Consider the following 26,299-nt stretch of genomic DNA (forward strand, 5'->3'; position numbering starts at 1 on the left):
TCACTGTGAGTTACAAGGACTATTAACTGACCAATCGAGGGCGAAAGCGTTCCGTACGCCCGCTCATGCCATATTTAAGGGCAACAGTACCACTGATCAATGCCCCAAAAAAAACAGCGGCACTCTGCCACTCTGAAACTCCCGCCCAGGCGGCTGAGCCTGACAGTATCAATGCAATTAATAACGGCAAGGTATAAACCAGTAGCGCGACTGCAGTCAGGTCGTTTTTAGGTACGCTAAACGTAACGGAAGCACCTAAAGGGTAGCGCTGCTCATACTGTTCAGGAGGGCAGCTGGGCTTCACTACAAGCTGCTGCTGTTGACGGCGAGCCATCAGCCCCATTCCACATCCACGACCTTTGGCACACTGCTCGCAGCTTGCCATCACTGATACATCAACGGTAATACCTTGGCGCGGCACATACCCCACCACCGTGCCAGTGCGCAGCAAGTCAGAGCAGGAGTCAGTCATAGGTAGTTACCGGTGCGCTCATTCAAACTCAACGGATTGTACAATTCGAAGCAGCAGTGCTGGCGGCAGCTCGCCAATGCCTATCAACTGCCAGCGCTGCTCGCCTATCGTGGCAAACTCAACAGCCACAGTAGACACGCCAAGGGTGTGGATACCCGGTTCAAGCGCTGTTTGCGTTACCGGGACTGCAAATATACTTAGAGAAGCTAAGCCGTCACTAAAAAAACGATGCTCAGTTTCACTGGCACTACCTTCGATAGGTTGTGCCACAAACCCTTCGGGCAACCAAGTAACCTGCCAGCCTGGATCAGGCATTGTGTAGGCATTGTCACCACTAATCGAACCACTGTAGGGTTCAGGGGATTGGAGCTGAGTCATCTGAAAGGTTTCAAGTACTCTGCCCTGAGAATCACTTAATACAGATTTTAATAACAGACCCGTCTCTTGATCCACCCACCACCCATGATGATAACGCTCGTCATCGTGGGGCAAAAAGTTTAGCTGAACAGCTGAGCGCCCAGCCACCCTAGCGTCGTTTTCAAGCGTAATAGCATAGTTATCTGCAATATGTGTGGCCCAGGCTTCAGGCATAGACGGTGAATCACTCTCACTGGCATCAAACCATGCCAGCCGCCCAACATGGGAGCGGCGCTCAACGCTAACAGAGGGGCCATCAAGGTGTTGAACCACTTGCTGACGAACGCCTTCATGAATCCGGTGGGATAGCGCTAGCGTGCGCACTCCCAGCGCATCTATAGAAACGGCTCTTGCTTGAAATAAATAGCAGTGGCTTGCGTACCTGCTGTACACAAGCCACTGCTCGACACTTTCAGGAGTGCCTTGAGAGACTATTGAAGCACAAACGCTAGAAGCAGCTGACGCATCATGACTGCTTGCTTCTGCTGGAACTAAAAAAAAGTTTGCACTTAACACACATAAGCTAAGCGCAAACACTTTTTTCACAGGGATACCTTTTCTGGTAACAGCAGATGCCGACATACCTCTATTAGCTATTCCCTTACCTACGTTACTCATATTCGTTACACATCTCGGCTTAGCGGTTAGCGCTGGCCAAGGGGCTCTGTAACAGAGGAGGAGCGCATCAAAGGCATCCAGCTATCTGCATTGCCGCTAGCCGCGCCTTGAGCATGCTGCTCTAGGTACGACTGAAGCAAACGAATTTGATCAATATCAATCGACGTGCTCTGCTGCGACATCACATTTTGTGGCATGGAAGGTGCGGAAAAGCCAGCCTCGCTAACATTCATTAGCCCACTCCCACCCTGACCGTTAATACGAAACGGGGTGGGTTCAAACATTGGCATGTCGGATTGAGACATAGTAGCGGGCTGCATGGACGTTAGGCTAACCGGCTGTACTTGTGCGCCCACAGCAGGTGTCGCTGCTAAGTCGCCAGTACCTTGCCCAGAGGTGCTGCCATTACTGCCAAAAAACTGTACGCCTGTAATTACCATTAACGATACAGCTGCGGCAACACCGGCTCCACGTGCAAATGAAACACCATTGGCCTTGACTGGCGTGCCCTTCTGCTCATCGTCTAGCAATGGCGCTGGCTCGTCACGCAATCGCGCCATAATACCTGCGGAGAGATCAACACTCACGTCCACGTCGCGCTCACGCTGCATCATGCTGCGCGCTAAATGGTAACGTCGCCATGTCTCTGCCGCATCACTGTCATCAGGCAGCGACTTCAACACTCGGCGTAGCTCAAGCTCATCACTTTCGCTATCCATTAACGCCGAAAGCGATTCCCGTGTGTTTTGACTCATACTTCACACCCTCACACTGTGTTAGAAGGAGCACCGCAGTTATTCTGCAAGCAATACAGAACACGTCGGTCGCTCCATAGGCCAAGACCCTACTGCAAACCTGTTTGCAAAATCTTAGTCCAAAGACCCCATTTCAAATCTCTTGTTCAGGGCTATGACGCTTCTCTTGCCAGACAGTTCACAAAAAAAGAAAAAACGTAAGATAATGTGACAGCCAGGTAATATCGCCATTTATCAACGGCTGGGCCCTAGCGATTTTGATCAAAAACAATGCCCTGCCAGAGCGATTACGCCTCTACCGTTACTCCTCGCGACTGTTACGCGCCGTAGTGACCAGCGGACGAATATGCTCATCAACCGCTTCACGCGCGCGAAAAATACGCGAACGCACAGTACCTACCGGGCACTGCATTATCTGAGCAATATCCTCGTAGGCAAGGCCGTCTAACTCTCGTAACGTGATAGCAGTGCGCAAATCTTCCGGCAGTTTCTCAATGGCTTCATAAACAGCCGCCTCAAGCTGGTCACGCGCGATGGCCGCCTCAGGGGACTCGGCATCTGCCAAGCGGCCGCTTTGATCGACAATTTCGGCATCGACAATATCCAAGTCACTCCCTGGCGGCCGCCGCCCCCGGGAGACCAGGTGATTTTTCGCCGTATTTATCGCTATCCGGTACATCCACGTATAAAACGCACTTTCTGCACGAAACTTGCCAAGCGCCCGATACGCTTTAATAAACGCTTCTTGAGCGACGTCCTGCACTTCTGAGTGATCGTGCACATAACGTCCAATCAAACCAATAATCTTGTGCTGGTATTTTTTCACCAGTAGATCAAAAGCGCGGGTATCGCCTTTTTGGGCACGCTCAACAAGCTGTTGGTCTGTTTCACGGGTGCCCATTCACACGCTCCTCCTGCTTGTACGACATACATCGAACCTGGGGTGTTTTTCGCCCTTTAACGTGGGCATTCACAGCAAGCAGCATAGCGTCCCTTGGGCATTGTTTAATAATAATGATGACATCAGATGGCAACGTTGCGCCCTCTGCTCTTTATGCGATTAATCTTCAATGGTGCTTAGTGTTACGCGTTCTGTTCAGCGCATCAAGCGCTTAGCTGTGTTAGCGGGAACCTTGCGCTAGTCATCTGGCAATGAAAACGTTGGCTTCTACTCACCAAACGCTGAGGCTGACACCTTCCGGCGTATTCAAGTTCCGCAACAATTGATTTTTACTCCCCGGACACGCCATAGTAGAGGCCACTTTAAGCCCACCGCGCACACAGGTAGCACGATGTCTGATCAGCAGGTTAGTAACCTCAACGTTCTCGCCCAGGATGTTCTCACCACACCCGAAGCACTTAAAGATGCCATTCCACTGACCGAAGCTGCCGAGCGCTCGGTAATTGAAGGGCGTAACACCATCCAGAATATTCTCGATGGCAAAGACCCCCGTTTACTCGTAGTGGTGGGGCCATGCTCTATTCACGATGTCGACGCCGCGCTGGACTACGCGCGCCGCTTGCGCAAGCTGGCCGACCAAGTAAACGATAGCCTGTATATTGTAATGCGCGTCTATTTTGAAAAGCCTCGCACCACCGTTGGCTGGAAAGGCTTAATCAATGACCCGCATCTAAATGACTCATTTGAAATTGATGAAGGCTTACATATTGCGCGCAAACTGCTGGTGGATTTAGCCGAAATGGGCTTACCACTAGCAACTGAAGCGCTCGACCCCATTTCGCCCCAGTACCTGCAAGACTGCATCAGCTGGTCAGCCGTCGGCGCACGCACCACTGAGTCGCAAACCCACCGTGAAATGGCCTCCGGCCTCTCCTGCCCCGTAGGTTTCAAAAATGGCACCGACGGCAGCCTGGACGTTGCGATTAATGCGTTAGAGTCCGTCGCTCACCCACACAATTTCCTGGGCATTAACCAGTCGGGCCAAGTCGCTATTATCCGCACCCGCGGCAACGCCTACGGCCATGTCGTGCTGCGTGGCGGCAACGGCAAGCCTAATTACGATAGCGTTAGCGTGGCACTGGCCGAAAAAGAGCTTAAAAAAGCTAACCTTTCCGCCAACATCATGATCGACTGCTCCCACGCGAACTCAAACAAAGATGCCGCACTGCAGCCGCTGGTACTGGAAAACGTGACCAATCAGATTTTAGAAGGTAACACCTCTATTATCGGCCTGATGGTTGAATCCAATATTGGCTGGGGCAATCAAAAAGTGCCTGCAGATTTAAGCGATCTTCAATACGGTGTTTCTATCACCGACGCCTGCATCGACTGGGATACAACGGTTGAAACCTTTACGCGCATGAACGAGAAGCTGGCGCCAGCGCTTGCTAAGCGCATCGCTTAACCACTCTTTTAATTACAGTTTTAATAACAGTTTCAGTAACAGTAACGCCCCGCTGCGGCCTGCCCAGCGGGGCTTTTTTTACATGATTTCTCGTTTGAACGGTGGCAAGGCATCTAAAAGTGCTTGGCCGTAGCGGCGGGTAATCACACGCCGATCCAGCAGCGTGATAGTGCCGTGATCACTCTCTTTTCGTATCAGCCGCCCACAGGCTTGTACCAGCTTGATAGACGCATCCGGCACGCTGATGCGCATAAACGGGTTACCGCCCTGGCTCTCAATCCACTCTGCCAATGTCGCGCCTACCGGGTCATCAGGCACTGCAAACGGCAGCCGTGTGATCACCACATGGGTAAGATAGTCGCCGGGCAGGTCAATACCTTCCGCGAAACTTGCCAAGCCAAAAATAATGCTGCCTTCACGTCTGTCCACGGCATCGCGATGGCGCTCAATCAACTCGCGCTTGGGCAGTGCGTCCTGGGCCAGCACCCGCGTTTTGGTTTCAACCGACAGGGCTTTTTCTACCGCGCGAAGCTGCGCCCGTGAAGAGAACAGCACCAATACGGCCTCTTTGTCGCCTAGCTGCTCCACAAAACGCACAATCGCGCCCTCGTGGGCATCACGATCGCTTGGGTCGGTGGCCTCTTTGGGAACGCGAAGAATCGCATTGGCATAATCAAACGGGCTAGGCAGCGCTTGATAACGGTAACGGTTAGCTAACCCAGCACGCTCCTGAATACGCTCAAAACGCCCCAGCGCGGTGAGGGTTGCTGATGTCACCACTGCACCATGGCACCGCCCCCATAAGTGCTTGGCCAAGGTATGGGCCGCTGAAACAGGGCTTGCCGAGAACTCCACTTCTGGTTCACCCGCCACCCGACTAAGCGAGAGCCAGCGAGCGCTGGGCGGCGCATTGGCAGCGTCCTGCTCACTAAATGCTTGCCAAAGCGCATGGGCCTCAAGTGCACGGCCGTGAAGCAGCGCCACCAACGGCAACCATGTTTCAGCCTGCTCTCGATCCAAGCCCGTTTGCTTGTCTGGATCGAGACTTTCCCTAAGAATATCGCTGATGCTTTCTAAGCAGCGCGATAGCGTTGCAAACATAACCAGCAACTGCTGCGCCTGCTCACGCAACGCATCGGGAATCTGGCCTTTTTCAAAGCGGAACTGATGAAGGGTCTCTTCATCACCTAGCCCATTGGGCCGCCCTGCCAGCTGATGCCCCACGCTGAACACATCACCCAGCGCAGGCTCTAAGCCATGCATTAATTCTGGCAAGCTAGCCAGTAAGCGCGCCACCGTTGGCTGCACTGCCAACCCCTGGTGGAGATCCGTCAAACTGCTTTTGAGGGTTTTTAACCAGCGCAAACAGCCATGCACCGCAAAGCGGTGGGCAAAATGAGACAGCGCTTTATCGGGCAGGTGATGCCCTTCGTCAAACACAAAAATACAGTTTGCGGGGTCTGGCAAAATAGCACCACCACCGAGCGCCAAGTCGGCTAGCACTAGATCATGGTTAGCAACGATAACATCGGCATCTTCAAGCTCACGCCGGGAACGAAAGAACGCGCAAGCGCCAAAATGCCCACAGCGCCTGCCGGTACATTGGCGATGATCTACCGTTAAGCGCCGCCAGTGGGCATCGTCGATGGATTGCGGCCAATTATCGCGATCCCCTTCCCAGTCCCCTTTACCGTAAGACTCCGCCATATCACTCGCAATCACGGTAAAGTCGCTGCTTTCCGCCTGAAGCGACTGCTCAAATAGCGAGAGAGTGGGGTTAGGTTCACTGCCCTCCAGGGCCTGATCAAGGCGCGCCACACACACATAACGCCCACGCCCTTTGGCAAGGGCGTAGCGAAATGCAATACCGCTGTGGCTAGCAAGGGAGGGCAGGTCCTGGTTCAACACCTGCTCTTGCAGCGCAACCGTAGCCGTGGAGACGATCAGGCGTTTGCCCTGGGCCTTGGCAATGGGCAGCGCGGCAATTAAATAGGCGAGGGTTTTCCCGGTACCGGTACCCGCTTCCAGCACACAGACATGGCTGTCGTTGGTGCGCTTACCTTCGCTATCTTGCTCAATCCCCCCGAGCGTACGGGCAATTTCTGCGATCATTAACCGCTGCCCGTAGCGTGGTGTCAGCGCTAGCTTTTCCACCACGCTACGGTAGGCTTGCTGAATATCGCTTTTTAAGCCGTTGTCCAGCATGCGTGTTACAGCATGCCTTCCGGCGGGTGCTCGCAGGGGAGCTTGCCATTGATATAGCGTTCGATCTCAGGCAAGGAGAACGCATCCTCTTCACCTACAAAGCTAATCGAAACGCCTTTTGCTCCGGCACGGCCAGTACGGCCAATACGATGAACGTAGTCTTCCGGGTCTTCCGGCAAGGTGTAGTTGATCACATGGCTGACGTCTTCAATATGAATTCCGCGCCCGGCTACGTCAGTGGCCACCAGCACTTGAATCTCTCCCTCGCGGAAGCTTTCAAGGGTTTTGATACGCTGGTTCTGCGGCACATCCCCCGACAGCATGGCAACGCTAACGCCCGCTTTCTTGAGAAGACTATCCAGCTTACGCACGAGATCACGGCGATTACCGAACACCATGACTCGCTCGAAGCTCTCTTGCTCAAGCAAATTCACCAGCAGGCGCTCTTTATCATCATCAGACACCAAGTAGACACGCTGGTCGATGTCCGCTTGGTTCTCAACGGTCACTTCAATCTCTACGTGGGCAGGATCGAGCGTCCACTGGCTAGCCAAGCTCAGAATATCGTCGGTGAAGGTCGCCGAGAAGAGGAAGGTTTGGCGCTCCTCTTTTTTAGGCGTATAGCGAATGATCCGTTTCACATCGGGAATAAAGCCCATGGAAAGCATGCGATCCGCTTCATCCAACACCAGCACTTCCACTTCTGAAAGGTCGATATCGCGTTTCTGATGAAAATCTAGCAGGCGGCCAGGCGTGGCAACCAAGATATCGATCTTGCTGCCTAGACTTTCACGCTGCTTTTGGTAGTCCATACCGCCCACAACGCTGGCGACATTTAGCTGGGTAAACCGAGCTAGGGCTTTAGCATCTTTTTCGATTTGCAGCGCCAGCTCACGGGTGGGCGCAATAATCAGCGCGCGGGGCGCACCTGGCTTCTGCCCATCCGGTGTTGGCTCTTCCAAAAAGTAGGCCATTACTGAAATTAAAAACGCAGCAGTCTTACCCGTTCCGGTTTGCGCCTTGCCAACAATATCGCCGCCTAGCAGCGTTTGGCGAAGGGCTTCCGCTTGAATGGGCGTGCAGTATTCAAACCCTTGAGCATGAATAGCGCGCATTAACGGCAGCGGCAGATCAAAGTCATGGAAGCGCCACTTGCCGGCCACGGCGGGCACCTGAAACTGACGAAGATCCCAGTTCGACTGACGACGACGCGGTTTCCGACGGCGGCGTTTAGGCTTGCGGTTCTGGGCCGATGCTGTGGTCTGTTCCGACTCGCTCATAGGCTGTGTATCTGTCCATTGCTGTGGATGTTAGGCATCACGAAGTGCGCATTGTACCAGGGGTTGGCGATAAGAGCGCGCTCTGCTGTCGAAGGAGTGCGCTAGCCTGTTAGAATGACGCATAAATTAACCCAAGGAGCGCGACATGACGCGTAAGAAAAAGACCCGTTCGTTAGCGGATAAAGTCACTATCCGTACTGGGCGTCGTAAAGATTATAAAAAATGGCGCCACGAGAACCCAGACCAAGTTACCTCTTCACGCCGTTTTGTAGCAAAAAAGCAGCAGCAGCGTAAGCTTCAGGCAGTTCGCAAACTGGCCCGCCAGCAAGAGGGGCAGACCATTTCGATTCACCCGGACAAAGAGGCGGAAAACCCTTCTGGAGAGAACTCTTAATGCGTTTGGTCTCGTTCAACATCAATGGTATCCGGGCACGCTTGCATCAGCTTCAAGCGCTGATTGATACTCAGCAGCCTGATGTTATTGGCTTGCAGGAAACCAAAGTGCAGGACAGTGAGTTCCCTCTGGCCGATGTAGAAGCCATGGGGTATCACGTGTTCTATTATGGGCAGAAAGGCCATTACGGGGTTGCCTTACTGTGCCGCCAAACGCCTGAGACGGTTTTTTATGGCTTTCCCGATGACGAAGAGGATGCCCAGCGGCGCATGATTGGCGTGCGTCTGCTGGCCGACGATGGCCAGCCGGTGACCGTATGGAACGGCTATTTCCCCCAGGGCGAAAATATTGCTCACCCTACCAAATTCCCCCATAAAGAGCGCTTTTATCAGCAGCTGTCCCGATTGCTTAACAATCAACACAGCCCTGACGAGCGCCTTGCCATCATGGGTGATTTTAATATTTCCCCTGAAGATCAAGACATAGGCATTGGCGAAGCTAGTCGCAAACGCTGGTTACGTGAAGGCAAAGCCAGCTTTCAGCCCATAGAGCGCGAATGGCTTGAGGGTATTAAAGCTTGGGGGTTAAGCGATAGCTACCGGCTTTGCTACCCAGAGAATGATGCTTGGTTTAGCTGGTTTGACTACCGCTCAAAAGGCTTTGACCGGGAGCCAAAACGCGGCCTGCGCATTGACTATATTTTAGTGACACACCCCCTTGCGGAGTGTGTGACCAGCGCCGGTATCGATTATCAGCTACGCGGCATGGAGCGCCCTTCTGATCATGCGCCGATCTGGAGCGATTTTTCATTAACGCTTACGCCTCAAGGCTGACCATTATTGGATCGCCCGCTACCCTTTTAAAGCCACCGGCCCATGTAGAGAGGCAGGTGGTCGTTAATGCTTTCCTGGCTATTTAAGGCTATCTAAGAGTGACCAGCCAGGACTCCACCTCTGCATCACCAAGTGCCAACGCCTGCGTAAAGGCGTGTTTAGCCAACGCTTCCTCGTCCCAGGCGTAAGCCAGCTGACCAACCTGTCGCCAGTCTCGCGCTTGCTGAGTGTATTTGGCTACGTCTTTCCATGCCGCTAGGGCGTTTTGAACATGCTTCGCTTGTTGCCAGGCAGTGGCCAACAGCCTTAGCGTTTGCTCATCCTGGGGCAGCATTCCATTTTGCAACGCTTCAGTGAGATGCTCCGCCGCCCGCGCAGGTGTGCCCCCTGCCAAATGGAGTTGGATTAACAGCAGTCGCTCTTCTGGTTGGGTGAATTTGCCTAGCTGCCACGCCATCTCCCATACGCCTGCGGCAACCCCTGGCTGGCCTGCCTGCTGCGCAAGCCCAGCCGCCTGTCGCCACGCCTCAGGGGCACTTTGGCTATCAAGGCCCTCCAGCAGCCACGCTAGCGCAGCATCGTTTTGCCCGGCATTGCGCAGCACGGCAAGCACCAATGACTGCCGTGCTTCATTTAAGCTATCGCGCTGTTCAAGCAAGGGCGCCAAGTACTCGGCTGCGCGTTCCCAGCGCTCCTCTTGGGCCAATAGATACACCAATTGCCAGCTCACCTGTGCATCCGCATGGCTATCCAACCACTGCTCATACAGCGCAATGGCCTCACCGCGCTGACCTGCCGCCCGCCGCAACCCAGCCTCTTCACGCTGCCACCTAGCCAGCTGGCTTGCGGGCACACCGCTACGCTTGCGGGCATTGGCCAACTGCTCGGCGGCTTCTGCTTGCCGCCCTTGGCGTGCCATGGCACCTGCCGCAAGCTGAGAGTAAAGCGCGCTGGCCCATTGGTCCGAGCGGTTACCCGCTTGCAAACGAGCAGCCTGTCCCGTTGCCCGGGCAATAAGTGTGTCCAATGCTTCGGAACCCCCATCACTCGCGCCAGCATCCGTCAGCTGCTGCTGAAGCGCATTAAGATCTTGAATGATATCGCTCGGCAAAGGCTCACTTGCAGGGGCAAACGAAGCCCAGAGGCTTAACAGAATTATGCCAACCACACGCTGCATATAACTTAAACGCTGCATTTAACTACCTCAGCTGAAACTCAATACGCTGCGTGGCGCGCCGCAGCTGCTGGCTGGGCTCAAACTGCCAGCGAGCAATCGCCTCACGCGCGGCATCTTCAAACACGCGCCGAGGCTGCGCATTGGTAACTTGGATTGTGCTGCTATCAACGCTGCCATCACGACGAATAACAAACGCCACCTCGACAAACCCTTCCATTCCCCGGCGCTGCGCGCGAGGAGGATACGTAGGATTAACGCGATTTGTAGGCGCCACCTGACCCACGCTAACCGGCTCATTAGAGGGTGCAGGCTCGGCCTGGGGCGCCGCTTCACGCTGCGCGGTGGAGGGGGTTGGCGACAGCGGCGCAGGCGACGGTTCTGGCTGTGCTTGCGGCGCCGGCTCTGGCTGCGGTGTTGGCGGCGTAGGCTCTGGGGTAACTTCAGTAAGTTCAGGCAACTCGCTATCGAGTTCTAGCGGCTCCACAGGCTCTTCGGGCAGCTCAACCTCCGGCATCGTGATAGCGCTTTCCGCCATCGGGGGAGGCTCGGGCATCGCCATAGGAGGAGGCGCGACGGCAGGCGCTGCATCTGCAGGCTGGGGGGGTGGTGTCTCTTGTTCTGGAGCAACCTCTGGTGCTTCCACCATATTCATGGATAGCGTCATTTCCGGCGTTTCTAACGCTCGCTCCGGCGGCGTTACCAATAACGCCAGCAGCCAAAACAGTCCAACAGCCAATGCCACCCCGCCGGACAAGGAAAGCACATGACGAATCATGGGGCGCTCCGGCTCGCGGCTACGGCCACTTGGTCAACACCAGCCTGTTTTAAACGGTCCATCACTTCAATTAGCAACCCGGTTGTGGAATCACGGTCGGCCTGAATAACCACCGACCCATCGTCGGTCAACATGGCAGCCACTTCCTGGCCAATCCGGTGGATATCGACAGGCTTCCCATCCAACCACACCGCACCTTCTGGCGTTACCGCTACCAACACCTGCGCATCCGGCCGAGGGCTTGCCGCGCTAGATTCAGGGCGATTAATGTCGATACCGCTCTCTTTAATAAAGCTCGTTGTCACAATAAAAAAGATCAACATGATGAACACCACATCCAGCATCGGCGTTAAGTTGACCTCGTTGCTATCGGCCGTGGCATCTACAGAACGGCGTCTACGCATCACTCTCCTCCACGGCACGCGCCAAGCGGTCGTGCAGACGCTGATCTTCACGACGAATAACGTGCTCTAAACGACTAATAAACAGCAGCCCCACCACCGCAATCGCCATCCCCGTTAAGGTGGGCAGCGTGGCCCGTGCCACGCCGTCTGCCATGGCACGGGCCTGGTGGGTATCGCTCAGCGAAAGGCTATCAAACACTGCGATCATGCCAGTGACCGTCCCCAACAGCCCCAGCAGCGGACAAAGCGCTACTAACAACTTTAACCAGGGCAGCGGGCGGCTTAATTTGGCAACTAACGCAGTAGCCCATACGTGGCGCAGCGTGCGTGCGCTCCAGCTACGATGATCGCTACGCGCTGCCCAGCGGCGAATTAGCCTGCGTCGCGCGACACGCCAAGTGATGCGGTAATACCACCAGCGCTCTATCGCCATACCAAACACCAGCACAGCTACGAAGGCGAGCACGACCAACACCGCGCCACCGGCATCGACTAGCCGCTCTACAGGCTCAAGCCAAAGGGGTAGCGTAAACATCTTAGCTCACCACCGGGGCATGAGGTGCTGACTGGGCTTCAAGGTGATCTGCCAGCGTTGCGCTCGCTTCGCCTTCAATCACTTGCGTTAGATAACGACTGCGGCTAGCCAGCGCCGTTTGCGCAAACAGCAGCGGCACGGCGGTTACTAACCCTAATACGGTGGTTACCAACGCCTGACTGATACCGCCCGCCATGAGCTGTGGGTCGCCGGTGCCAAAAACGGTGATGGCCTGAAAAGTGACGATCATGCCTGTCACGGTGCCCAGCAGCCCTAACAGGGGCGCAATCGCTGCCAGTAGCTTGACGATTGGCTGACCCCGCTCAATACGCGGAAGCTCAGCCAGCACCGCTTCATCCAACCGCGCTTCCAGCGCTTCTGGCGTTTGGTGCTTATCCATCTCTTGAAAGCGCTGCAGCACGCGACCCAACGGATTATCCCCACGCAGTTGGCTTAGCGATTTACGCTGCCGAGCAACCCGAGCGCTCGCGACCAGTAGATAGATATACTGGGTCAGCGCCACCAGCAAACCAAACACCCCTAGCACGACAACGACGTAACCGACATAGCCACCCTGCTGGAAGCGCTCCCAAAGGCTAGGCTGCTGGGCAAGCGCGCGCAGCACAGCCCCTTGTGTCGGGTCGATAGCAAACTCACGGCTTTCGCCTTGGTGGTAAGCCGCCAGCACAGCGCTCATTTCACGAGGAGTACGGGGAACTTCAGCAAGCTCATCGTCACTTCCTCCTTTTCGCAGCAGCGCCGTCTCGGTAAAAGCAGCAAAGTCGCCCAGACGCACCACATCCCGGGACTCAATAACGCCACGCGTATCTGCCACATTAAGTGAGAGCCTTTCAGCACGGCCTGTTTGTGCGGTGAGTGTTGCCAGGCTATCCACTACCGCTTCAAGGTGCTGACGTTCAAGCACGTCTAACTCATTTAAACGCGGTGGCAACGCTGCATCGCCAAGGGTGAGCCAGCTTTCATCGCTCAACGCATTGCGCACCTCACTACTGTGCTGGCTCAAGCGGGCTAACAGCGCGGTGAGCGCCTCACCCTGCTCCGCTTGACGCTCAGAAAGATCGCTTGCCTGCTGCGCCTGCTCGCTTTGCTGGGCTTGTAAGGCATCACGCTGCTCTTCGGCGACCTGATGCGCTGAGCGCGCCTCTTCCAATGCCGCCTCTAGTGCTTGCTGGTCATCAAGAAATGAGCGCAGCCGCTCTTCATCGCGAGCTTCCGCCGCTTGGCGCGCTTCTCGCAGTGAGCTTATGGTTGCCGGATCAAGGCTGGTGCTTTGCTGGGCCAGCGCGCTGCCGGAAAATACACTGAGCATTAACGTCAGCAGTGTGGCAAACGCCTTCAGCGAAGGTTGAGGTAACCCACTCATTGCTGACCTCCCTGTTGCTCATCAGCGGTAATGGAAAGCGGTAAACGCAGTAAGTCGGGGGTACGCTGATCATCAGCAATTCGTAATCCATTGCGCACTTCCCGTCGAGCGCTTTCATCTAGCGCTTGCCATGCACCACTCTCGACGTCCCACACACCACCTTCGCGGCCATCCGGGGAGAGGTAGTAAAAACCGATGCGGCCCACGCGCAGGTACTCCACTTCACGGGCAGGCATATCCGCAATGTCTAGCCGACCACGCCAGGTATCAATAGTGCGCCCGTACTCAAGCTCTACGCGCCATGCTTCGAGCAGGCCGGTAATTCGCTCAACGCTTTCTGCGCCTGAATCAGCCTGCGCTGTTTGCACCCTTGCTAGCCGCTCGTCGCGCAAAAAAGGCAGATCAGTTTCAATCCAACGGATTAACTGCTGGGTCATATCTTGCTCAATTAAAGGCAGCGCCGCTCGGGTATCGCTCAGCATATCCAGCGCCCTACTCAAGCGTTGCTGGCGCTCAGCTTCACTGGCTAAACGACCACTAAGCGCTGAGTTAGCAGCGTCTATTTGGCGGGTTTCACGCTCAAGACGACGAAGCTCTTCCAGGGCCGCGCGGGTCTCTTCATCGGCGGTGTCGATTTGCTGCTGGATAGCCGACTGGGCTTGCTGGGCCTCAACACTTTGGGAGGCCTGCCCTACTGTTTCATCGCTTGCCAGTAGCGAAGCACTAACCAACACTCCGGCAAGCAAGCACCCACCCAGGACAAAGAAAGGCCTTTTCAGCACGTTACGCCTCCGTTACTGATTGACACGCGGCCATTCACGGCGCGCTAGAAATTATTGAACATAAGAACGATTTGCGTTTCGTTTCAGCAGTGCATAGCCTAACACTCATGAAATAAATGACAATATTTATCATTAGCATTCAAAGACACGATGCAATGCACGACGATCTAATCTAGCGTGAGTGAGACGGCCAACGTGACATCAACGTCTGATTTGGCGGAAAAATGGGGGATAAAAGCGGAGAAAGGGAAAAAATGTTATGAAAAGATGGCGAGCACCCTACTCACCATCTTTTTCAAACTGAATGCAGCTGTAAACGCTTAAAACGCCCAGTCGTCGTCTTCGGTGGCGACGGCTTTGCCGATTACGTAGGAAGAGCCGGAGCCGGAGAAGAAGTCGTGGTTCTCATCGGCGTTGGGGGAAAGCGCTGCCATGATGGTCGGGTCGACGTCAGTAACGCTGCTGGGGAACAGTGGCTCAAAGCCAAGGTTCATCAGCGCTTTGTTGGCGTTATAGTGAAGGAACTTCTTCACGTCCTCTGTCAGGCCTACTTCGTCGTACAGCGATTCGGTGTAGCGTACTTCGTTGTCGTAAAGCTCTAACAGCAGCTCATAAGCGTAGTCTTTAACTTCCTGCTGGCGCTCGGGTGTTGCTTCGGCAAGCGCTTGCTGGAATTTATAGCCTACGTAGTAGCCGTGTACTGCTTCATCACGAATGATCAAGCGAATCAGGTCTGCCGTGTTGGTCAGCTTAGCGTGGCTCGACCAGTACATGGGCAGGTAGAAACCTGAGTAGAACAGGAAGGACTCAAGAAAGACGCTGGCCACTTTACGCATCAAGGGGTCGTCTGAGCGGTAACGCTTAAGAATCAGCTCAGACTTCAGCTGTAGCGTGGGATTCTCTTCGCTCCAACGGAAGGCGTCATCGACATCGCGTGTGGTACACAGCGTGGAGAAAATTGAGCTATAGGAACGCGCGTGAACCGACTCCATAAAGGCAATATTGGTGTATACCGCCTCTTCATGGGGAGTGCGGGCGTCTTCCATAAGCACCGGTGCGCCAACGCTGCTCTGAATGGTATCGAGCAGTGTCAGACCGGTAAATACGCGGATCGTTAGCTGCTTTTCCTGCTGCGTCAGCGTATTCCAGGACTGAATGTCATTGGAAAGTGGCACTTTTTCCGGCAACCAAAAATTGCTGGTCAGGCGGTTCCACACTTCCAGGTCTTTATCGTCTTGCAGACGGTTCCAGTTGATCGCATTGACCCGGGATAAACGTTGCATAATGGTCATCAGATAGCTCTCTTTAAAAATCGTTACGCACTTACAGTGTGCAGGAGACACAGCCTTCTACTTCGGTGCCTTCCAGCGCACTCTGGCGTAAACGGATGTAGTAAAGCGTTTTGATCCCTTTACGCCATGCGTAAATTTGCGCCTTATTAATATCACGCGTGGAAGCGGTATCCGGGAAGAACAGCGTTAGCGATAGCCCTTGATCAACGTGCTGGGAAGCTTCTGCATAGGTGTCGATGATTTTTTCCGGGCCAATCTCATAAGCGTCTTGGAAGTAATCAAAATTCGCCTCGTTCAAGAATGGCGCAGGGTAATAAACGCGCCCCAGCTTGCCCTCTTTACGGATCTCAATGCGCGCCGCCACCGGGTGAATACTGGAGGTGGAGTTATTGATATAAGAGATTGATCCGGTTGGCGGCACCGCCTGGAGGTTACGGTTATATAAACCATGCGCCATCACCGAGGTTTTAAGCGCTTGCCACTCCTCTTGGGTGGGTAGTGCAATACCACTACGCTCGAATAGCCCACGCACTTTTTCAGTACGCGGCAACCATGCTTGATCGGTGTACTTATCAAAGAACGTGCCCGATGCGTAGGTGGAGTCTTCAAACCCAGCAAAGGCTTCGCCGTGCTCAATCGCCAGCTGGTTAGAGGCACGAATGGCATGGAACGCAACGCAGTAGAAGTAGAGATTAGTAAAATCCAAACCCTCTTCTGAACCGTAGTAAATGTGTTCCCGTGCAAGATAGCCGTGCAGGTTCATCTGCCCAAGGCCAATAGCTCGAGATTTCGCGTTACCTTCGGCGATGGATGGCACGCTGCGCAGGTTGCTCATCTCAGAAACAGCGGTGAGGCCACGAATAGCAATTTCTACGCTGGTGCCGATATCGCCTGAATCCATGACTTTGGCAATGTTCATTGAGCCAAGGTTGCAGGAGATATCCTGACCAATCTGACGATAGCCAAGATCGTCGTCATACTCCGTAGGCGTATTCACCTGGAGAATCTCAGAGCAGAGGTTGCTCATATTGATCCGGCCGGCAATCGGGTTGGCGCGGTTTACCGTATCTTCAAACATAATGTACGGGTAGCCGGACTCAAACTGCAGCTCGGCCAGGGTTTGGAAGAAGGCACGCGCATTGATCTTGTGCTTACGGATGCGCGCATCCGCGACCATTTCATGGTACTTCTCGGTGACACTGATATCGCCAAACGGCACGCCGTACACCCGCTCGACGTCGTAGGGCGAGAACAGGTACATGTCGTCGTTGCGCTTAGCCAGCTCAAACGTGATATCTGGAATTGTTACACCCAGCGAGAGCGTTTTAATGCGGATTTTCTCATCAGCGTTTTCACGCTTGGTATCTAGAAAACGCAGAATATCTGGGTGGTGAGCGTTCAGGTAAACCGCACCGGCACCCTGCCGTGCGCCTAGCTGGTTGGCGTAAGAGAAAGCATCTTCCAGCAGTTTCATAATCGGAATAATGCCCGAGGACTGATTCTCGATACGCTTAATGGGAGCGCCAGACTCGCGGATATTCGTCAGCAAGAAGGCAACGCCGCCGCCGCGCTTGGAGAGCTGGAGCGCTGAGTTGATCGAGCGTCCAATCGACTCCATGTTGTCTTCAATACGCAGCAGGAAGCAGGAAACCAGTTCGCCGCGCTGTTGCTTGCCGCAGTTCAGAAACGTAGGCGTGGCCGGCTGAAAACGGCCGCTGATCACTTCATCAACCAGCGATTTGGCGAGCGCTTCCTCGCCCCGCGCTAGGCTCAGTGCCACCATGCATACACGATCTTCATAGCGCTCTAGGTAGCGCTTGCCATCGAACGTTTTCAGCGTGTAGCTGGTGTAATACTTGAACGCGCCCAGGAAGCTTGGAAAACGAAATTTGTAGGCATAGGCCTGTTCAAACAGTGCCTTAACAAAACCAAAGTCGTACTGAGCCAGCATATCAGCTTCGTAGTACCCTTCTTCGACCAGGTAGTCGAGCTTCTCTTCCAGAGAGTGGAAGAACACGGTGTTTTGGTTAACGTGCTGCAAAAAATACTGGCGCGCAGCTTCGCGGTCTTTATCCAACTGTAGCTCGCCGTTGGCACCGTAAAGATTGAGCATGGCATTCAGCGCGTGGTAATCCAGCGTTCGCGTCTCACCAGTCCCTGCAGCAGGCCGCTTTGCATCAACAACATTTTTTGGGGCTACGTTAGTCGTTTCCAAAACTCTTCTACTCCTTTGCGGACCTTGACGACATCATCATCAGTGCCAAGCAATTCAAATCGATACAGCAGCGGCACTTGGCATTTTTGCGCAATGATGCGCCCAGCCAGACCATACGCATCGCCAAAATTAGTATTTCCAGCAGCAATAACACCGCGAATAAGGTGTCGGTTTTGCTCATCGTTTAAAAAGCGAATCACCTGCGCTGGCACCGCCCCTTTCGCCGCGCCGCCTCCGTAGGTAGGCGTGACTAATATGTAGGGCTGTTCTACGCGTAACGCTGTTTCTTCACGATTGAGCGGCAGACGCTGGGCACTTAAACCAAGCTTTTGTATAAAACGGTGTGTGTTTTCCGACTTGGTGGAGAAGTACACCAGCGTACCGGCACGCTCAGCTTCCACATTAGCGGGTTGCATGGCGGTAAATTACGCCAGCGCTTGAATGCGATCAGGGCGGAAACCAGACCAGTGCTCTTCACCTACCACCACCACCGGCAGCTGGCGATAACCTAACGCTTCAACTTCTTTTTGGGCATCGGCTTCAGCGGTAATATCGATAACAGTATATTCAATACCCTGCTTATCCAGCGCGCGGTAGGTCGCAGTGCACTGAACACAAGCGGGCTTGCTATAAATTTGGATTTCCATGGCTATTTTTTCCTTTTCATAGCGGTATTTTTCGGGTAGCGCATATCTGGTGCTCACCCTCTCTGGAAGAGACACGCATACTATATATAGCTCATGACAAAATCAATTCAAGCATATATGGTATTTTTCATCCACAGGTTATTGACAGGCCATGCCCAGACTGGCATCTAAAAACCAAAAAGCCGCCCCACAAGGGGGCGGCTTTTATGAGCGGCGCCACTATCGGCAGCGCCCTCTCTTTCTAGGTATTACTGGGGATGAGCTTAGGCTTTGGCAGCCTGATAACGACGCTCAACGTCTTCCCAGTTAACCACGTTAAAGAACGCAGAGACGTAGTCAGGGCGCTTGTTTTGATACTTCAAGTAGTAAGCGTGCTCCCACACATCCAAACCCAACAGCGGCGTGTTGCCGTGCATCAGCGGGCTGTCTTGGTTCAGTGTGTTTTCTACGACCAGTTTTTTCTCGGGGGTCACAGAGAGCCATGCCCAGCCACTACCGAAACGACCAAGCGCGGCTTTTTTGAACGCTTCTTGGAACGCTTCAAGGCCACCCAGCTCAGCATCAATGGCTTTTGCCACGTCGCCCTGCGGCTTACCGCCACCGTTGGGAGACATCATTTGCCAGAACATAGAGTGGTTGGCGTGGCCACCACCGTGATTGATTACGGCTTGACGCTTCTCTTCCGGTACACGATCAAGGTCAGCTACCAGCTCTTCGACGGGTACATCTTCCAAGCCCGTGCCTTCAAGCGCAGCATTGAGACTAGTCACGTAAGTATTATGGTGACGAGAGTGGTGAATCTCCATCGTCATCGCGTCAATGTGCGGCTCAAGCGCGTCATAGGCGTAAGGTAGTTCTGGAAGTGTATGTGCCATGTTAGCTACTCCTTATGTGGCTTTTTTTGCATTCAACCAGTTTGCGTCCAACTAGTTAGGTGCGGCCATGCCCCACCCTTTTCAACCGCTAGGACAATTTTTTTCTCACTAAGCCTAGCAGTGAATTAGTTCAGCGCCTTTGACCAAGTACTTTAGTCAACTATTGCCAGTTTATCGAATCTGACCCCATTAAAAAAGCCGGCTTCTAAGGAAGCCGGCTTTTATATACTTGAGATTCAGATGCTTATAGCTTGCTTTCAAGCTCGGGCAGAATCTCAAACAAATCACCCACTAGGCCATAGTCGGCAACCTGGAAAATAGGCGCTTCTTCGTCTTTGTTGATCGCAACGATCACCTTGGAGTCTTTCATGCCTGCCAAGTGTTGAATGGCGCCTGAAATACCCACTGCGATATACAGATCCGGCGCGACAATTTTGCCGGTCTGACCAACCTGCATATCGTTAGGCACAAAGCCTGCATCAACGGCTGCCCGCGAGGCACCAATGGCAGCCCCCAGCTTGTCGGCAATGCCATCGAGCAGTTTGAAATTGTCGCCGTTGCCCATACCACGGCCGCCAGAAACCACTACCTTAGCACCGCCAAGCTCTGGGCGATCAGACTGCGCCAGCTCTTCTTTTACGAAGCTGGACTGAGCGTTCTCAACCACAACGTCAACCGTCTCGATAGCGGCACTGCCGCCAGCGCCCACTGCATCAAAGCCAGTAGTACGCACGGTAATTACCTTAAGCGCGTCGTCACTTTTTACTGTGGCGATAGCGTTACCTGCGTAGATGGGACGCAGGAAGGTATCAGCGCTCTCAACACCAATTACGTCGGAAAGCTGGCTAACATCTTTTAGCGCAGCTAAGCGTGGCAGTACGTTTTTGCCAGTCGTAGAGGCGCTAGCCAGCACGTGAGTATAAGCGCCTGCCAGCTCAACCAGTAGAGCGCCCATTGGTTCGGCAAGCTGATGGGCGTATACCGCGTTGTCCGCTAGACGAACCTTGCTTACGCCATCAAGCTTGGCGGCCGCTTCAGCAGCGGCTTGTACGCCTTCACCGGCAACAAGCACGTCGATGTCACCACCAATCGCCTTAGCAGCAGCAACTACGTGGGCTGTCGCGCCCGCAAGCTGACCTTCATGGAGGTCGGCAAGTACCAGAATGCTCATGAGATCAGCTCCTATTAAAGCACTTTGGCTTCGTTTTTCAGTTTGTCGATCAATTCGTCTACCGAGGCAACCTTGACACCGCCTTTACGTTCAGCCGGCGATTCCACTTTCACCAGGGTCACCTTGGAAGCCACCTCAACGCCGTAATCGGCGGGGGTTTTCACATCCAGCGGCTTTTTCTTAGCCTTCATGATATCTGGCAGTTTGGCGTAGCGCGGCTCGTTCAAGCGCAGGTCCGTCGTGACGATAGCGGGTAGCGTTAGCGCGATGGTTTGCAGGCCACCGTCGATTTCCCGGGTCACATTAACTTTGTCGCCGTCTACCGTGACGTCGGATGCGAAGGTGCCTTGGGGCAGATTGGTCAATGCAGCAAGCATTTGGCCAGTCTGATTATTGTCGGTATCGATGGCCTGCTTACCTAGCACCACCAAACCTGGCTGCTCTTCTTCAACAACTTTGGCCAGCAGCTTGGCCACGGCAAGTGACTCTACCCGCTCGTCGGTTTCAATATGAATAGCGCGGTCTGCGCCCAGCGCTAGCGCGGTACGCAGCTGCTCTTGGGCGGCTTTAGGGCCAACCGTCACGGCAACCACTTCGGTAGCAACACCCTTCTCTTTCAGGCGCACCGCTTCTTCTACAGCAATTTCGCAGAAAGGATTCATGGCCATTTTGACGTTGGTAAGATCGACGTCAGAGTGGTCCGCTTTCACACGGATTTTGACGTTATAGTCAATGACGCGTTTAACCGCGACGATTACTTTCATAGGTTCCTCGCTTGGCTTGTCGTAGAAGCCGTTAACCTGACCCGGCACCGAAAAAAGATACCGATGAAAAATAGGAGCGGCGCAAGACGATTAGCACCGCTTAAAAAATTCATGCAAGCGTTTGATAGGTCTGTAAATGAAAAACCCCATCAATTTGCCACAACCACCCTATGGGCAACAACACTCATCGTCTACGGCCTTGGTCGTAGCTGCTATCAATCCACCTTAATTCGCAATGAGCCAACCCGGGTGTTGACCAGCATCGATCGAGAAATGCTGCTTTTGCCATCGTAGGGGTGACCTGACAGGGGTATTATGCCTATCATGGGGCATAACCAGAAGCAAACGACCGTTTTAAATTAAGACCAGCTTTTCATTAGCTAGTTCTCAAAGCTAACTTATCGTTAAGTTGGCCGTTAAGAGAATAAGGAGAAACCGGGTGGAAAACGTTGAACGCGATGTAATGGACTTTGATGTGGTGATTGTGGGAGCCGGCCCTTCTGGACTGTCTGCCGCATGTCGCTTAATGCAACAGGCTAATGAGGCTGAGCAAGAGCTTACGGTCTGCGTAGTGGAGAAAGGCTCAGAAGTAGGCGCTCATATTCTATCTGGCGCGGTTTTTGAGCCTCGCGCATTAGCTGAGCTGTTCCCCGATTGGGAAGAGCGCGGTGCACCGCTAAACACCCCCGCCACCCGGGATGATGTTTACTTGCTTAAAGATGCTGAGAAAGCACAGAAAATCCCCAACGCTTTAGTGCCAAAAAGCATGCACAACACGGGTGGCGAGCTTACTCGTTATGTCATTAGCGCGGGGAACTTGAGTCGCTGGCTTGGCGAACAGGCCGAAGCACTCGGGGTTGAGATTTTCCCTGGTTTTGCTGCCCAGGAAGTAATTATTGAAGAGGGTGTTGTTCGCGGCATTCTAATAGGTGATATGGGCGTTAGCGCCGATGGCACTCCGAAAGACGGCCATATGCCGGGTATGGAGCTGCGCGCAAAATACACGCTATTTGCTGAAGGCGCCCGCGGGCACCTTGGCAAACGGTTAATTCAAGAGTACTCCCTCGATGCTGGTCGCGACCCACAGCATTACGGTATTGGCCTTAAAGAGTTGTGGGATGTACCCGCCGAGCAACATGAGCCTGGGCTTGTGGCACACGGGTCTGGCTGGCCACTGGATAAAAACACCCACGGCGGCTGGTTCCTCTATCACGCAGAGAATCAGCAGGTCGTCGTGGGCCTGATTATGGACCTTAGCTACCAAAACCCGTGGCTCTCTCCCTTTGATGAGTTTCAGCGTCTAAAACATCACCCCACTATCAGCCAGTACTTGTCTGGCGGTAAGCGGGTAGCTTATGGCGCGCGGGCCATTACCAAAGGGGGGCTTAACTGCCTACCCAAAATGACTTTTCCAGGTGGCCTGCTAATTGGCTGCGATGCAGGCACGCTCAACTTCTCCAAGATCAAGGGCCTGCACACGGCGATGAAGTCGGGCTTGGTAGCCGCGGAGAGTGTTTTTGAAGCTATTAAAGGCGGCGACGAGGGCGCTCAAGAGCTGACAAGTTTCACCACTAAGTGGGAAGCCAGCTGGGCCTATGAAGAGCTAAAAGAGAGCGCGAGCTTCGGCCCTGCCATTCATAAATACGGTACCGTTGGAGGCGGCGCCTACAACTTTGTAAATCAGTTGCTGGGCAATAAGCTTCCCAACGTGCATGACACCACCACCGACCACGGTGCGCTGAAGCCTGCCGCCGAGTTTGAAAAGATCGATTACCCAAGGCCCGACGGCAAGCTCTCTTTCGACAAGCCAACCTCGGTATTTTTATCCAATACCAATCACGAAGAGGATCAGCCTTGTCATCTGCGCTTAGCAGACCCCGAGCTGCCCATTCGCGACAACTTGCCTGAATACGCCGAACCTGCGCAGCGTTACTGCCCTGCAGGCGTTTATGAAGTCGTTGAGGATGCGCAGGGTGCGCCTAAGTTCCAGATCAACTTCCAGAACTGCGTCCACTGTAAAACCTGCGACATCAAAGACCCCGCCCAAAACATTACCTGGGTAGCACCCGAAGGTGGCGGCGGCCCCAACTATCCTAATATGTAAGCATCACTAACCCCCCAACCGGCATGTTAGCGCTGCTAGCATGTCGGTTGGGCAGGTGATTCCAAACACTCAATCGGTGCACGGCGAGCAATCAACCGCCGACGGCCAGCCTGGGCAAAGCGCACATCAATAACCGGGTCTGACGGGTTTCCTTCGACCGCGGCCACCTCTCCCTCTCCAAACACAGCATGCAGCAGGCGCTGGCCTGGATAAAAATGCGTATTAACGCGGTACTCAGCACTCGCCTCCTGCACCTGCGGGGGCGCCAGTTCGATATCCCCTCTGTCCAGTCGATCCAGATAACGCTTAACCAAACCAGGTGAAGCGACCTGAACAGCAGCCTCTGGCGGGCGAGCCGTTGCCAAACAGCCAGCTACCCGCATACTGTCCTGCCAAGCACTTTCAGCAATAAAACGGCTGGGCCGGTGGACGCCACCATCATGAAGCATCAGCAGCTGCTCCTGAGCGCGAGTAATGGCCACGTAAAAAAGTCGACGCTCCTCTTCCAATCGCTCATCGTTCAGCGGATTGTCGCGGCTGTAATGAGGAAAGTCCTCCTCATTAACGGCTGCCACCGCCACGAGCGGCCACTCAAGCCCCTTTGCGCCATGTACCGTACTAATCAGTATTCCATTCGCCTGGTTTTCTACCGGGCGTTCTAGCAGCTCAATAAATGCATCAGGGTTTTGCACGCTCTCTGCCTGCTCAATGAGCACATCCAATAAGCGCACATCCTCCTCGCCTTTATCTCGCCTTGCAGCAGCACGCTTAAGGGTTTTTTCCGCGTCGATAGTGTCTACTACATGGCTTAGTAGCTTTGCGGGCGACCATGCGCTGAGTTTTGGAAGCTCGCATAACAACTCCCAGCGCTTTTTTAAGGTACGACGCTGCAGCGGCTTGAGCGCTGCTAGCACTGGCTCGTGGCGCTCGGGCCAGCGCTGGGTGGTGGCCAACTGATTCGCTAACTGCTGCAGCCGCTCACGAGCGACAAACGGCGTTGGCTGTGAAAGAAGCAGCAGCAACTGTGCTGGGTCATGCAGCAATTCCGGGCGGCGGGACAGTTTTAAATAACCCGCCAACGCTTGCACCAGCGGCAGCCGAAACACAAAGCGGTCTTCCCGTAGCAGCCGAAATGGGATGCCAGCCTGCAATAACGCCAGTTGAAAAGGCACCGAAAGCGCCCAGCTACGCACTAGCAGGCTAGCCTCGCTTAACGCCCGCCCCTGGGCCTGCCAGTCCATCAGTGCGTCCAGCAGCAACCGACTGCCTTGGCCAACCGATATCCGCGTTTCTGGGTTATTAGCGTCCGCCAAACAGAGCTGATCAGGACGGCGCAGATTAGGCATGATGGCGTGATTAGCGGCTAGCGCTAGTGCATGGCCATGCCGGAAGGTGGTAGAGAGCGGGTAATCGGTTGCAGCACCAAAGGTGGCGGTAAAGTTTTCCAACATGGTGTCTGGCCGCGCGCCACGCCACTCATATATACACTGGTTAGCGTCGCCAACGGCCATTACATCCGCGTTTTGCCCGGCCAATACCGCCAGCAGCCGCTGCTGGGCGGTATTGATATCCTGGTACTCATCAATGATGACATGATCTAAAAAGCCTTCCACTCGGCGGCGTAAAGAACCATCCGCTTCGAGCGTTTGGAGCGGTCGATAGAGCAGGTCGGCATATGTCATCACCCCTTCGGTTTGCAGTAGTCGCTCAGCCTCGTCAAACGCCGCTGGAAAATAGTCGGTATCCGGCTCATAGCTCAGGCGATCATATAACGCGTTGGCGGGCAGCATTTCCGCTTTTACCAAGCCACAAAAGTGAGCCAGCGCTTCCAAGCGATCCCCCTCAAGGGCCGCATCACGCCGCTCTACCGCATCGCTAAGTACGTTCAAGCTTGCCTGACGAAGCAGCCGTTCCAGCTGCCACTCGGCAGAGAGCAGACGTCGGGGCGCCAACGCTCCCCACCGACATAGGCTCTGTGTCAGTCGATGCCCTAATGAATGGAAGGTTCGCACGTCGGGTAATGACTGCCCTTTCGGGGCCATACTAGATAAGCGGCGCTGAAAATCATCCCGGGCAGAGCGGTTAAACATCAGCACTAGGATGCGTTTTGGCGAGACATCGTTGGCCAGGAGATGCAACACCCGGGCTGCCATTGTGGTGGTTTTGCCTGCCCCAGCCACCGCGGCTACCCTTGCGTGCCCTTTGCTGTGAGTCACTACCGCTTGCTGTTCAGCTGTTAACTTCACGGCGCCTCGCTGGGTACATCATCGGCATCGATCTCTTGCGCTAGCTCCCCTAGCAGGTAAGGGTTGCCAGCGCTGTACAGACGTAGTTGAGTCCCGCCGTTTGCAACAACACAGGGCGTAGCCTGCTCGATTAAACGGTAATAAACATTACGGTGCAGGCGAGCGCCAAGCCCAAAGCGCACAGCAATTTCAGGCACCTGCTCGCCTTCAGGCGTAGTACTCAGCGTCATAGGGTGCTGGTCATCTAAACGCACAACATCATCAAACTGCGTGGTAAACCACCAGGCATCATCATGGAAATCCGCTTCTACCGCGACCAGCGGCAGATCCTCTACCTTTAAGCGCCATCGCTCCACAGGAGTCACTAGGCAGTAGCCGTCGCTATCGTGCCGCAATAGGCTGGCCAGTAACCGTGGTATGGCCGTTCGGGCAAAAGGCTGTCCTTCGTGCTGCCAAGTGCCATCGGCCTTAATTAAAATATCGATATCCCCGGAAAGTGCCGGCTGCCACTCGTCAACGGGTGGTATGGATGCCGAACCTGGCTGATGCTGTAGCAGTCGATCAATATTCATCCGTCCACACCTCGTG

General features: G+C 54.3%; 25 protein-coding genes. 4 read left to right on the forward strand and 21 right to left on the reverse strand.

From position 1 onward, the window contains the following. Positions 1-22: 22 nt before the first annotated feature. The 4 genes from P8S54_RS03630 to rpoE all read right to left on the reverse strand — a co-directional run bounded on the left by P8S54_RS03630 (position 23) and on the right by rpoE (position 3,163). A complete protein-coding gene (locus tag P8S54_RS03630) occupies positions 23-472 on the reverse strand; it encodes a SoxR reducing system RseC family protein (RefSeq protein ID WP_281443277.1) in 450 nt (149 codons plus the stop codon). An 18-nt stretch (positions 473-490) separates the two neighbouring features. Next, on the reverse strand, positions 491-1,507 hold the full coding sequence (locus P8S54_RS03635) for a MucB/RseB C-terminal domain-containing protein (protein ID WP_348651274.1): 1,017 nt from the start codon (positions 1,505-1,507) through the stop codon (positions 491-493). Between the two features lie 26 nt (positions 1,508-1,533). Further along, entirely contained in the window at positions 1,534-2,262 is a 729-nt protein-coding gene (locus P8S54_RS03640; protein ID WP_281443279.1) for a sigma-E factor negative regulatory protein, read from the reverse strand. A gap of 301 nt (positions 2,263-2,563) precedes the next feature. Beyond that, entirely contained in the window at positions 2,564-3,163 is a 600-nt protein-coding gene (gene rpoE, locus P8S54_RS03645; RefSeq protein ID WP_281443280.1) for an RNA polymerase sigma factor RpoE, read from the reverse strand. Between the two features lie 391 nt (positions 3,164-3,554). Here rpoE and P8S54_RS03650 point away from each other — a divergent pair, with 391 nt between their 5' ends. Beyond that, positions 3,555-4,628 (forward strand): 3-deoxy-7-phosphoheptulonate synthase, encoded by a 1,074-nt coding sequence (locus P8S54_RS03650; protein WP_281443281.1) that lies wholly within the window; start codon positions 3,555-3,557, stop codon positions 4,626-4,628. A gap of 78 nt (positions 4,629-4,706) precedes the next feature. Here P8S54_RS03650 and dinG read toward each other — a convergent pair whose 3' ends face one another. Beyond that, positions 4,707-6,833 (reverse strand): ATP-dependent DNA helicase DinG, encoded by a 2,127-nt coding sequence (gene dinG / locus P8S54_RS03655; protein WP_281443282.1) that lies wholly within the window; start codon positions 6,831-6,833, stop codon positions 4,707-4,709. A gap of 5 nt (positions 6,834-6,838) precedes the next feature. Then, the gene (gene rhlB, locus P8S54_RS03660) at positions 6,839-8,113 is read right to left on the reverse strand and encodes an ATP-dependent RNA helicase RhlB (protein WP_009099369.1); all 1,275 of its coding nucleotides are present in this window, start codon (positions 8,111-8,113) and stop codon (positions 6,839-6,841) included. Positions 8,114-8,258: 145 nt separating this feature from the next. Between rhlB and P8S54_RS03665 the strand changes: the two genes are divergently transcribed. Both P8S54_RS03665 and xthA read left to right on the forward strand, forming a co-directional pair. Then, a complete protein-coding gene (locus tag P8S54_RS03665; protein ID WP_009099368.1) occupies positions 8,259-8,507 on the forward strand; it encodes a hypothetical protein in 249 nt (82 codons plus the stop codon). Further along, the gene (gene xthA / locus P8S54_RS03670; protein ID WP_281443283.1) at positions 8,507-9,340 is read left to right on the forward strand and encodes an exodeoxyribonuclease III; all 834 of its coding nucleotides are present in this window, start codon (positions 8,507-8,509) and stop codon (positions 9,338-9,340) included. Before P8S54_RS03665 ends, xthA begins: the two co-directional genes overlap by 1 nt. Before the next feature lie 88 nt (positions 9,341-9,428). Here xthA and P8S54_RS03675 read toward each other — a convergent pair whose 3' ends face one another. The 13 genes from P8S54_RS03675 to P8S54_RS03735 form a co-directional block, all read right to left on the reverse strand. After that, the gene (locus P8S54_RS03675; protein WP_281443284.1) at positions 9,429-10,535 is read right to left on the reverse strand and encodes a hypothetical protein; all 1,107 of its coding nucleotides are present in this window, start codon (positions 10,533-10,535) and stop codon (positions 9,429-9,431) included. 4 nt (positions 10,536-10,539) lie between these two features. Next, on the reverse strand, positions 10,540-11,292 hold the full coding sequence (locus P8S54_RS03680; protein ID WP_281443285.1) for an energy transducer TonB: 753 nt from the start codon (positions 11,290-11,292) through the stop codon (positions 10,540-10,542). Further along, complete coding sequence (locus P8S54_RS03685; RefSeq protein WP_281443286.1) at positions 11,289-11,696, reverse strand: biopolymer transporter ExbD; 408 nt, start codon at positions 11,694-11,696, stop codon at positions 11,289-11,291. The genes P8S54_RS03680 and P8S54_RS03685 overlap by 4 nt, the downstream gene beginning before the upstream one ends. Beyond that, positions 11,689-12,231 carry a MotA/TolQ/ExbB proton channel family protein gene (locus P8S54_RS03690; RefSeq protein WP_281443287.1) on the reverse strand — a complete coding sequence of 181 codons (543 nt, stop codon included), beginning with the start codon at positions 12,229-12,231 and terminating at the stop codon, positions 11,689-11,691. Before P8S54_RS03690 ends, P8S54_RS03685 begins: the two co-directional genes overlap by 8 nt. A gap of 1 nt (position 12,232) precedes the next feature. After that, positions 12,233-13,615 (reverse strand): MotA/TolQ/ExbB proton channel family protein, encoded by a 1,383-nt coding sequence (locus P8S54_RS03695; RefSeq protein ID WP_281443288.1) that lies wholly within the window; start codon positions 13,613-13,615, stop codon positions 12,233-12,235. Continuing rightward, positions 13,612-14,397, reverse strand: a complete 786-nt coding sequence (locus P8S54_RS03700; RefSeq protein WP_281443289.1) for a DUF3450 family protein — start codon at positions 14,395-14,397, stop codon at positions 13,612-13,614. The genes P8S54_RS03695 and P8S54_RS03700 overlap by 4 nt, the downstream gene beginning before the upstream one ends. A gap of 320 nt (positions 14,398-14,717) precedes the next feature. Then, entirely contained in the window at positions 14,718-15,689 is a 972-nt protein-coding gene (nrdF, locus tag P8S54_RS03705; RefSeq protein WP_009099349.1) for a class 1b ribonucleoside-diphosphate reductase subunit beta, read from the reverse strand. 31 nt (positions 15,690-15,720) lie between these two features. Continuing rightward, on the reverse strand, positions 15,721-17,826 hold the full coding sequence (gene nrdE / locus P8S54_RS03710; RefSeq protein WP_348651279.1) for a class 1b ribonucleoside-diphosphate reductase subunit alpha: 2,106 nt from the start codon (positions 17,824-17,826) through the stop codon (positions 15,721-15,723). A 59-nt stretch (positions 17,827-17,885) separates the two neighbouring features. Next, positions 17,886-18,320 carry a class Ib ribonucleoside-diphosphate reductase assembly flavoprotein NrdI gene (gene nrdI, locus P8S54_RS03715; RefSeq protein ID WP_281443291.1) on the reverse strand — a complete coding sequence of 145 codons (435 nt, stop codon included), beginning with the start codon at positions 18,318-18,320 and terminating at the stop codon, positions 17,886-17,888. A 9-nt stretch (positions 18,321-18,329) separates the two neighbouring features. Continuing rightward, complete coding sequence (gene nrdH, locus P8S54_RS03720) at positions 18,330-18,551, reverse strand: glutaredoxin-like protein NrdH (RefSeq protein WP_009099342.1); 222 nt, start codon at positions 18,549-18,551, stop codon at positions 18,330-18,332. Positions 18,552-18,814: 263 nt separating this feature from the next. Further along, on the reverse strand, positions 18,815-19,426 hold the full coding sequence (locus P8S54_RS03725; RefSeq protein WP_009099340.1) for a superoxide dismutase: 612 nt from the start codon (positions 19,424-19,426) through the stop codon (positions 18,815-18,817). A gap of 244 nt (positions 19,427-19,670) precedes the next feature. Continuing rightward, positions 19,671-20,597 carry an FAD-binding protein gene (locus tag P8S54_RS03730; RefSeq protein ID WP_009099339.1) on the reverse strand — a complete coding sequence of 309 codons (927 nt, stop codon included), beginning with the start codon at positions 20,595-20,597 and terminating at the stop codon, positions 19,671-19,673. A gap of 14 nt (positions 20,598-20,611) precedes the next feature. After that, positions 20,612-21,361, reverse strand: coding sequence for an electron transfer flavoprotein subunit beta/FixA family protein (locus tag P8S54_RS03735; protein ID WP_281443292.1), 750 nt, complete (start codon positions 21,359-21,361; stop codon positions 20,612-20,614). A 439-nt stretch (positions 21,362-21,800) separates the two neighbouring features. Between P8S54_RS03735 and P8S54_RS03740 the strand changes: the two genes are divergently transcribed. Continuing rightward, positions 21,801-23,465, forward strand: coding sequence for an electron transfer flavoprotein-ubiquinone oxidoreductase (locus P8S54_RS03740; RefSeq protein ID WP_281443293.1), 1,665 nt, complete (start codon positions 21,801-21,803; stop codon positions 23,463-23,465). Positions 23,466-23,500: 35 nt separating this feature from the next. Here P8S54_RS03740 and P8S54_RS03745 read toward each other — a convergent pair whose 3' ends face one another. Continuing rightward, positions 23,501-25,711, reverse strand: coding sequence for an ATP-dependent helicase (locus P8S54_RS03745; RefSeq protein ID WP_281443294.1), 2,211 nt, complete (start codon positions 25,709-25,711; stop codon positions 23,501-23,503). Further along, a complete protein-coding gene (locus tag P8S54_RS03750) occupies positions 25,708-26,283 on the reverse strand; it encodes a DUF1285 domain-containing protein (RefSeq protein WP_009099323.1) in 576 nt (191 codons plus the stop codon). The genes P8S54_RS03745 and P8S54_RS03750 overlap by 4 nt, the downstream gene beginning before the upstream one ends. Positions 26,284-26,299: the final 16 nt, after the last annotated feature.

Origin of the sequence: Halomonas sp. M1, from assembly GCF_029581375.1 — a bacterium.
GTDB lineage: Bacteria > Pseudomonadota > Gammaproteobacteria > Pseudomonadales > Halomonadaceae > Vreelandella.

Bases quoted from the DNA above. Each gene is read 5' to 3' on its own strand.
- P8S54_RS03690 (WP_281443287.1), bottom strand. From the start codon at position 12,231: ATGTTTACGCTACCCCTTTGGCTTGAGCCTGTAGAGCGGCTAGTCGAT.
- P8S54_RS03680 (WP_281443285.1), bottom strand. From the start codon at position 11,292: ATGATTCGTCATGTGCTTTCCTTGTCCGGCGGGGTGGCATTGGCTGTT.
- rpoE (WP_281443280.1), bottom strand. From the start codon at position 3,163: ATGGGCACCCGTGAAACAGACCAACAGCTTGTTGAGCGTGCCCAAAAA.
- P8S54_RS03725 (WP_009099340.1), bottom strand. From the start codon at position 19,426: ATGGCACATACACTTCCAGAACTACCTTACGCCTATGACGCGCTTGAG.
- xthA (WP_281443283.1), top strand. From the start codon at position 8,507: ATGCGTTTGGTCTCGTTCAACATCAATGGTATCCGGGCACGCTTGCAT.
- P8S54_RS03750 (WP_009099323.1), bottom strand. From the start codon at position 26,283: ATGAATATTGATCGACTGCTACAGCATCAGCCAGGTTCGGCATCCATA.
- nrdF (WP_009099349.1), bottom strand. From the start codon at position 15,689: ATGACCATTATGCAACGTTTATCCCGGGTCAATGCGATCAACTGGAAC.
- nrdI (WP_281443291.1), bottom strand. From the start codon at position 18,320: ATGCAACCCGCTAATGTGGAAGCTGAGCGTGCCGGTACGCTGGTGTAC.
- P8S54_RS03735 (WP_281443292.1), bottom strand. From the start codon at position 21,361: ATGAAAGTAATCGTCGCGGTTAAACGCGTCATTGACTATAACGTCAAA.
- dinG (WP_281443282.1), bottom strand. From the start codon at position 6,833: ATGCTGGACAACGGCTTAAAAAGCGATATTCAGCAAGCCTACCGTAGC.
- P8S54_RS03695 (WP_281443288.1), bottom strand. From the start codon at position 13,615: ATGAGTGGGTTACCTCAACCTTCGCTGAAGGCGTTTGCCACACTGCTG.
- nrdH (WP_009099342.1), bottom strand. From the start codon at position 18,551: ATGGAAATCCAAATTTATAGCAAGCCCGCTTGTGTTCAGTGCACTGCG.
- P8S54_RS03665 (WP_009099368.1), top strand. From the start codon at position 8,259: ATGACGCGTAAGAAAAAGACCCGTTCGTTAGCGGATAAAGTCACTATC.
- P8S54_RS03630 (WP_281443277.1), bottom strand. From the start codon at position 472: ATGACTGACTCCTGCTCTGACTTGCTGCGCACTGGCACGGTGGTGGGG.
- P8S54_RS03640 (WP_281443279.1), bottom strand. From the start codon at position 2,262: ATGAGTCAAAACACACGGGAATCGCTTTCGGCGTTAATGGATAGCGAA.
- P8S54_RS03675 (WP_281443284.1), bottom strand. From the start codon at position 10,535: ATGCAGCGTTTAAGTTATATGCAGCGTGTGGTTGGCATAATTCTGTTA.
- P8S54_RS03635 (WP_348651274.1), bottom strand. From the start codon at position 1,507: ATGAGTAACGTAGGTAAGGGAATAGCTAATAGAGGTATGTCGGCATCT.
- rhlB (WP_009099369.1), bottom strand. From the start codon at position 8,113: ATGAGCGAGTCGGAACAGACCACAGCATCGGCCCAGAACCGCAAGCCT.
- P8S54_RS03650 (WP_281443281.1), top strand. From the start codon at position 3,555: ATGTCTGATCAGCAGGTTAGTAACCTCAACGTTCTCGCCCAGGATGTT.
- P8S54_RS03685 (WP_281443286.1), bottom strand. From the start codon at position 11,696: ATGCGTAGACGCCGTTCTGTAGATGCCACGGCCGATAGCAACGAGGTC.
- P8S54_RS03730 (WP_009099339.1), bottom strand. From the start codon at position 20,597: ATGAGCATTCTGGTACTTGCCGACCTCCATGAAGGTCAGCTTGCGGGC.